This window comes from Tenacibaculum sp. 1B UA (assembly GCF_033978845.1).
Lineage (GTDB): Bacteria > Bacteroidota > Bacteroidia > Flavobacteriales > Flavobacteriaceae > Polaribacter.
Genome location: NZ_JAKVUA010000027.1, coordinates 21212 through 28445, shown reverse-complemented (window position 1 = coordinate 28445; position 7234 = coordinate 21212). Strand labels below are relative to the sequence as shown.

7 protein-coding genes and 1 riboswitch are annotated in these 7234 nt (G+C 32.6%); of the genes, 4 read left to right on the top strand and 3 right to left on the bottom strand.

Annotated elements, in window-relative coordinates:
- Window positions 1-144 precede the first annotated feature (144 nt).
- From MK851_RS14870 to MK851_RS14860, 3 genes are all read right to left on the bottom strand, one after another.
- The gene (locus MK851_RS14870; protein WP_320244710.1) at window positions 145-1242 is read right to left on the bottom strand and encodes a DUF5074 domain-containing protein; all 1098 of its coding nucleotides are present in this window, start codon (window positions 1240-1242) and stop codon (window positions 145-147) included.
- A 4-nt stretch (window positions 1243-1246) separates the two neighbouring features.
- The gene (locus MK851_RS14865; protein ID WP_320244708.1) at window positions 1247-3127 is read right to left on the bottom strand and encodes a TonB-dependent receptor plug domain-containing protein; all 1881 of its coding nucleotides are present in this window, start codon (window positions 3125-3127) and stop codon (window positions 1247-1249) included.
- Window positions 3128-3156: 29 nt separating this feature from the next.
- Window positions 3157-3351, bottom strand: a riboswitch (cobalamin riboswitch).
- 9 nt (window positions 3352-3360) lie between these two features.
- The gene (locus MK851_RS14860; protein WP_320244705.1) at window positions 3361-4299 is read right to left on the bottom strand and encodes an ABC transporter substrate-binding protein; all 939 of its coding nucleotides are present in this window, start codon (window positions 4297-4299) and stop codon (window positions 3361-3363) included.
- Window positions 4300-4400: 101 nt separating this feature from the next.
- On the opposite strand from MK851_RS14860, the gene MK851_RS14855 reads away from it, so the two are divergent.
- The 4 genes from MK851_RS14855 to cobC are packed head-to-tail and all read left to right on the top strand — an operon-like array spanning window position 4401 to window position 7230.
- Window positions 4401-4904 (top strand): bifunctional adenosylcobinamide kinase/adenosylcobinamide-phosphate guanylyltransferase, encoded by a 504-nt coding sequence (locus tag MK851_RS14855; protein ID WP_320244704.1) that lies wholly within the window; start codon window positions 4401-4403, stop codon window positions 4902-4904.
- Between the two features lie 3 nt (window positions 4905-4907).
- Window positions 4908-5945, top strand: a complete 1038-nt coding sequence (gene cobT / locus MK851_RS14850; protein ID WP_320244702.1) for a nicotinate-nucleotide--dimethylbenzimidazole phosphoribosyltransferase — start codon at window positions 4908-4910, stop codon at window positions 5943-5945.
- A 2-nt stretch (window positions 5946-5947) separates the two neighbouring features.
- Entirely contained in the window at window positions 5948-6718 is a 771-nt protein-coding gene (locus tag MK851_RS14845) for an adenosylcobinamide-GDP ribazoletransferase (RefSeq protein ID WP_320244699.1), read from the top strand.
- Entirely contained in the window at window positions 6703-7230 is a 528-nt protein-coding gene (gene cobC, locus MK851_RS14840) for an alpha-ribazole phosphatase (RefSeq protein ID WP_320244697.1), read from the top strand. Before MK851_RS14845 ends, cobC begins: the two co-directional genes overlap by 16 nt.
- Window positions 7231-7234: the final 4 nt, after the last annotated feature.

The following is a 7234-nucleotide window of genomic DNA, read 5'->3' as shown; positions in this document are numbered from 1 at the left end:
TGCGTTTCTTCTTGGATACATTGTTTTTCATAAAATAAGTCTAAATTGTGTCAACTTATTTTAGGACGAGACATAATAAAAAAATAAGCTCACCAAATTGGTGAGCTTATTCATAGCATTTTTCCCTGTCTATTGGGGGACGACTTAATTAAAATAAATTTTTGAAGCTCCTATACCAACTTCGAAAGTTTTAATTTTTGCGTTATTTGATAAATCAAAAACCTGTACTTCACTAGTACTAATAAAACTAGTATTTAAAGCATATAACTTACCTTCTTTTACACCCATTCCATAAAATAAGATGTAAGTTCCTTTAGATTCTTCTGTAAATAAATCGACTGTTATGATTTCAGACGCGGGTAAACTAGAATCGTTTACTCCTACTTTGTACAATTTTGCTCCGACACTATAATAAATAACATCCCCATCTATAGCCATTAAATCAGGATGTACTCCTTGAGGAAAAGTACCTATTTCAAACACACTCTTATCAGCCAAGTTCACTTTTGAAATTGCCCCAACTGATTCTGTTCCCTGGTATGTCTTAATTCCTTCAGACAAAACGATTAAATTTCCTTTACTATCAAAAGCTATTTCATCTGGAACATCTTTAACTGTTATTGTAGAAATACTATTATTATCCTTTAAATCTATTACTGAAATAATATTATTGACAGTATAAGCTCCTTTATGTGAAACATACAACTTATTATCTTTATTTAGTATTTGTTCTGGACCTATCGCAACATCTATTTTAGAATCAACTTCTAATGTGCTTAAATTAATAACAGTTATAAAATCATCATCAATATCATTTCCAATTTGTGTTTCACCCCAGTTGGTCACATATCCTTTTCCATTAACAATAGTCATGAATCTTGGATTGTTTAAGCCTGTTGTAATTTGTCCTTTCTTTTTAAAACTTATTCTATCAACAACTACTATAGTGTTCACATCATTTAAAATAATATAAGCCTCTGTCTCTGTAAAGGCGATAGACTGTATTAATCCTCCTAATAAGGCTCCATTTACTCCAGCATAAACAAAGTTTTCTAATTCTTTAAGATTATCATCTAAAAAAGAAATTGAACCATCTTTAGCTCCAAAGTTTCCTTCTGAGCTAATAATTACACCGTTATCATATGTTTCTCTTGATACTTCAACTATTTTGTCTTCACCAGAACAAGAAGTAAGAACTATACTTACTAAAAAAAGCTGTAAAAGTAGTTTTGTTATTTTCATTGGTTTAAAATTTATAATTTAAATTGATATTAAAATTTGTTCCCGGCATAGGACGTAAGTTTGAGAAATAATACACCTTATTAAATATATTATTTAGCGTAAATCCTAATGTTGGAAGTTTTGTTTGTTTTGTAGATAAATTAAAGGTTACTCCTGCATTTTGAACATGTACTGGATCTAATGAGTAAAAATCTAAGTTTGTTTCATTTGTATACACCTTACTTTGATGTAAGCTTTGTATAAAAAAATTAAACCTTTTATAATTATAATTGATATTAAAATTTAACAAATGCTCAGGTGCATAAGGAAGTGTTTTTTTTGTTTCTGTGTTTTCTGCCAAAGTAAATGTATAGTTAGAAGAAAAATCAATAATATGCTCCCCTATCTCTTTCTTATAACTTACAAAAGTTTCTACACCTTTATTTATTACATCGTTTACGTTTCTTGGTCTCCACAAATTACTACCCCCTGTTGGTAACCAAAGAATTTTATCATTAATATAGATATAAAATAATGTAGATGTTATGTTTAAGCTTTTATTTTTAAAAGAAACTCCTAATTCTCCTTGTTTTGAGCTTTCAGGTATTAAGTTTAGGTTTCCTACTACAGGCCAATACATTTCATTATAAGTAGGAACTCGATAATTTGTTGAAAAGTTGGCCAGAATGTTTAATTGATTAATTAATCTATATTCTCCTCCTACGAATAAAGACAGAGGCACATTAAAATCTGAATTAATTTCTTTTCTAACTTGTAAATTCGTTATTAATTTTTCAGTAGGTTGATATTTAACACTTCCTACAAACGCTACAGAATTTCTTGTTTTGGTATTAATATCTGTATTTTCACCATTAATGTTTTCGTACATCGTTTTATAATTAAACGATAAAACATTAGATGGTTTATAAGTTAAAGAGTGATTTAATAAAGCAGTCTTAGACTTACCAAAACTGTAATTTTCAGCATCTTTATTTCCGTAATACCTATATTCCTGCGTTAGGTAAGCTAAGTTTAGTTCTTGTTTAAACTGAGAAGAAAATGAATACTTCCACTGTAGTAAGTTTCTTTGATTAAAATCTTCATTTCGTTCACTTCCAGCAGACGGGTTCGGTAATCCATCAGAAAACAAACGATTTCCGTAGTAAGCAGTCGAATAAAACGATAAAGAGTTTGTAGGACTAAACTTATAACCTATGACAAAATTAACTCCGTAGTTTTTGTACTTTCCATTTTCATTAGCTAGTAAATTACCTTCGCTATCTTTATAACGTTCATCGATATATGTGTAATCATTGTCGGAATAATTAAACGTAGAAGCTAATTTTACACTCCACTTATCTGTTCCTACTGAGCTTTTAAAAAAATTAGACGATGTATTGTAACTTCCATAAGAAGTAAACAATTGAAATTTTTGATGTTCTTTAAACAGTACTTCATCTTTTAAGTGTACCGTTCCTCCTATGGCACCAGAACCATATTCAGTACTATTCCCACCACTTTGCACAAGAATATTATCACTTATACTCGCAGAAAGTGCATTAAAGTCTGTTTGTCCACTTCCTACAGCATTTATAGGAATTCCATTCCATAGTACCAACGTATTTGAAGCCGATGTCCCTCTAAAACGTGCAGTACTTACGCCTCCATTACCATAATCTCTAAAAGCTATTGGACTGTTATAACGTAAAAGGTTCGTTAAGTTAATAGGGTTTTTTGTCTGTTCTTTCACCCCAATCTTTAATTCTTTTGTAGCAATGCGTTTTTTTTCTACATTTCTCTTCCCATTAACTATTACCTCTTTTAATTTGTTAATAGCTATTGTATCTTTTTGAGAAAAAAGATTAATCGTAAAAAACAGTATGAATATTGTTGTTATTTCCTTCATTATACATTAAACTTTTATCCCGAAAGTTTTAATTAATTATAATAATTGGCAGGTCTCCTGGCTTGCGTCTTGTAACATACCTTCCCATTAAAAAACAGTGGTTTGAGTAATCGTTACAAGCTTAATAGCTTACAGTTGCGGGAACAGCTTCGGTTTTACACCGAATTCCCTTTTAATTTTCTTTAATAGGTGATTAAAGAAAAACCAAAAATCACGGCAAATGTATCGTATTCTTATAAATTAGCAACCATCAAATCATGATAATTTGCGAATTTTGTTTGTAAGTTTTCTGGAAGCGTATAATACTCTGGATGAATCATTTTTGCCAAACATTCAATTCCTTCTACTAAAGTACCCGCTGAAGATTGTGTAAACATGGCAAAATCGGCAATGTACACTTGTTTATTTTTTACTGCTCTTAAAGACGTCCACTCTTCTCTCTCTTCTAAAAACTTCATATCTTCAAGTGTTCTCTCAATTCCATATCCGCAAGGAGCAATAATTAATACCTCTGGATCGTATTTTACAATTTTATCCCAAGAAATTACAATACTATCTCCTGATGGATGCGATAACAAATCAATTCCACCTGCATAACCTATTTGATGAGGAATCCAGTGCCCGCAGTTAAACAACGGATCAATCCACTCTAATAACATCACACTTTTCGACTGGATTCTATGCTCACGTTGCACATCAACAATATCATAAACACGCTTTTTTAATCCACTTACATACGCCTCTCCTACTGCTTCCTGCTTCATTGCTTTTGCAATAGTTAATGCATTCTCAAAAACATCTTCTAAAGAGTTTGGAGTAATAGATATTAATTCTGGAACCTTTGGCAATTTATAAGCTGATTTTGCCACAGATTCTGTGTCTATCTGGCAAACATCACAAACATCTTGTGTAAAAACAATATCGGGTGCTAAACGTTCTAAAACAGGTTCATCTACATAATACAATGTCTTTCCTTCTGCCTTGGTTTTAGAAAAAATAGCCGTAATCTCTTTACTCGTTAACACTTTTCCTTCCAACTTATATCGAACAGCTACTTCTTTTTCTTTTAAAGCTACTTCTGGACACTCAAAAGTAATTCCGTTTAAATAATCTTGTAACCCCATATCATAAATCATTTGAGTTACTGCTGGCATAAAAGAAGATACTGTCATAATTCATTGTTTTAGTTCAGCAAAAATAAACAGTTATCTATTTTAATTTGCTTTTTATTAAAAATCTTTCCAATCTTTGTGTCAACATAAAATGCGATTTCATGATATATTATATCTCAGGAGGTGAACGTTCGGGTAAAAGTAGCTATGCTCAAAAGCTAGCCGAATCTTTATCTGACACTCCTATTTACTTAGCTACTTCTCGTATTTGGGATGAAGATTTTCAGCAGCGAGTTGACAGACATGTTTCTGATAGAGATGAACGCTGGACCACTGTTGAGGAAGAAAAATGGTTAAGTAAGGTAATTTCTGAAAAACAAACGGTGGTTATAGATTGTGTTACATTATGGCTAACAAACTTCTTTGTGGATACAAAATACGATATTGAAAAAGCGCTAAAAATTGCTAAAGAAGAAATCAACAAATTGGTTGAAATTGACGCTAATATTATCATCATTTCTAATGAAATTGGTATGGGATTACACGCTAATTCTGAATCTGGAAGGAAATTTACACAATTACAAGGCTGGACGAACCAACACATAGCAAAACTAGCCGATAAAGCTACTTTTATGGTATCTGGACTTCCTTTAACTTTAAAATAACACATGACAACAACGATAACTCCCCTTTCAAAAGAACTACAAAACGAGCTTCAAGAAGAAATCAACTTCAAAACCAAGCCTATTGGTGCTTTAGGCAATTTAGAAAAAATTGCCATGCAAGTGGGATTAATTCAAAATACCATGAGCCCTGTGTTATCAAAGCCTACAATTGTGATTTTTGCAGGGGATCATGGAATTGCTACTACGGGAAAGGTGAGTCCATACCCTCAAGAAGTTACACAGCAAATGGTATTCAACTTTTTGCAAGGAGGTGCTGCCATTAATGTGTTTTGTAAACAAAACAACATTCATTTAAACATTGTAGATGCTGGTGTAAATGCTGATTTTAAAACACATCCACAGCTTACCAATGCCAAAATAGCAAAGGGAACACAAGATTATAGTACTACCAAAGCTATGACCTCAGAACAATGCCAAGAAGCCTTGGAAAAAGGAAGACAGTTGGTAAGAAAGGTGTATAGTGAAGGTTGCAATGTTATTGGTTTTGGTGAAATGGGGATTAGCAATACGTCATCTGCGGCTTTGTTAATGAGTTATTTTACCAATACACCTATTGAAAACTGTGTAGGTAGAGGTACTGGAGTGGATGACAAAGGACTACAAACAAAAATCGACACATTATGTGAAGTCTATAAGTTACACGCCGATTCTATTTCAACACCTATGGAAGCCTTAACTACTTTTGGTGGATTTGAAATTGTAATGATGTGTGGTGCTATGTTAGAAGCTGCTTCTTTAAAAATGACTTTACTTATTGATGGTTTTATTGTTACTGCTGCCCTATTAGCAGGGCATGCAATGGAATCTGATATTTTAGATTACTGTATATTCTGTCATAATTCAGGAGAACAAGGACATCAAAAAATGTTAGAATTTTTAAACGCTGAACCACTTTTAAACTTAGGTTTACGTTTAGGTGAAGGAACAGGTTGTGCGGTTGCCTTTCCTATTATTCAATCGAGTGTGAACTTTTTAAACGAAATGGCTACTTTTAAAAGTGCCAATATTAGCGAAGCCTAGTTATGATAAAAAGACAAATCCATTATTTTTTAACAGCTATATTGTTTTTCACACGCATTCCGTGTCCAAAATGGGTAGATCATTCTCCTGAAATACTCAACAAAAGCAGTCGTTATTTTTCTTTAGTAGGAATTGTAGTTGGAAGCATTGCAGCACTAGCCTACTTCGCTTCTTCTTATATTTTTCCTACGGATGTTGCTATTGTAATCAGCATGATTAGTTCTATTTGGATTACAGGTGCTTTTCATGAAGATGGGTTTGCCGATGTTTGCGATGGTTTTGGTGGCGGATGGACCAAAGAAAAGATTTTAACCATTATGAAAGATTCCAGACTTGGAACTTTTGGAGTTAGTGGTTTGGTCTTTATCCTAGCTATAAAATTTTTAGCTCTATATCATTTACAAAACCTATCCGTTAATTTAATTTTAGTTATTATTTCAGGACACAGTATTAGCCGATTTATCGCAACTGTATTGTTGTATACACATGAATACGTGAGAGATATTGACAGCTCAAAAATAAAACCAACTACCAAACAAATGAGTAGTAAATCGCTACTCATATCAGCTATTTTCGGAATAGCTCCCTTATTTTTCTTTCAAAACCCAATAGTATTTTTGGTATTGCTCCCCTTATTACTTACCTATTTGTATATGGGACATTTCTTTAAAAAATGGATTGGAGGTCAAACAGGAGATTGCGCAGGTGCTTTGCAACAAGTAGCTGAAATTGTTTTTTATCTAAGTCTACTCGCCTTATGGAAGTTATTTTAGTACGACATACCACACCTGATATTGCCAAAGGTATATGTTATGGTCAAGCAGATATAGAGGTTACCACTACTTTTGAGGAAGAAGTGAGCGATATTCTAAAAAAAGTTCCTGTCAACGATGCTGATGTAACGTATTACAGTAGTCCCTTACAACGCTGTAAGCTTTTGGCTGAAAAACTTTCAGCTAACGTAATTTTTGACAACCGATTGAAAGAACTCAATTTTGGTGATTGGGAACTCCAAAAATGGAACGATATTGATAAAAAAGAACTTGATATTTGGATGAATGATTTTGTAAAAACGCCTGCTAAAAACGGAGAGTCTTACATCGATTTACACAACAGAACCATCGATTTTTTAACCGAATTAAAAGCTAAAAACCATCAAAAAATAGTGCTTGTTACCCATGCTGGTGTAATGAGAAGTCTTTGGGCTTATATGAATGAAATTCCGTTGGAAAAATCATTTGAATTAAAACTAAACTATGGGGATATACTAACCTTCCACTTCTAAAAAC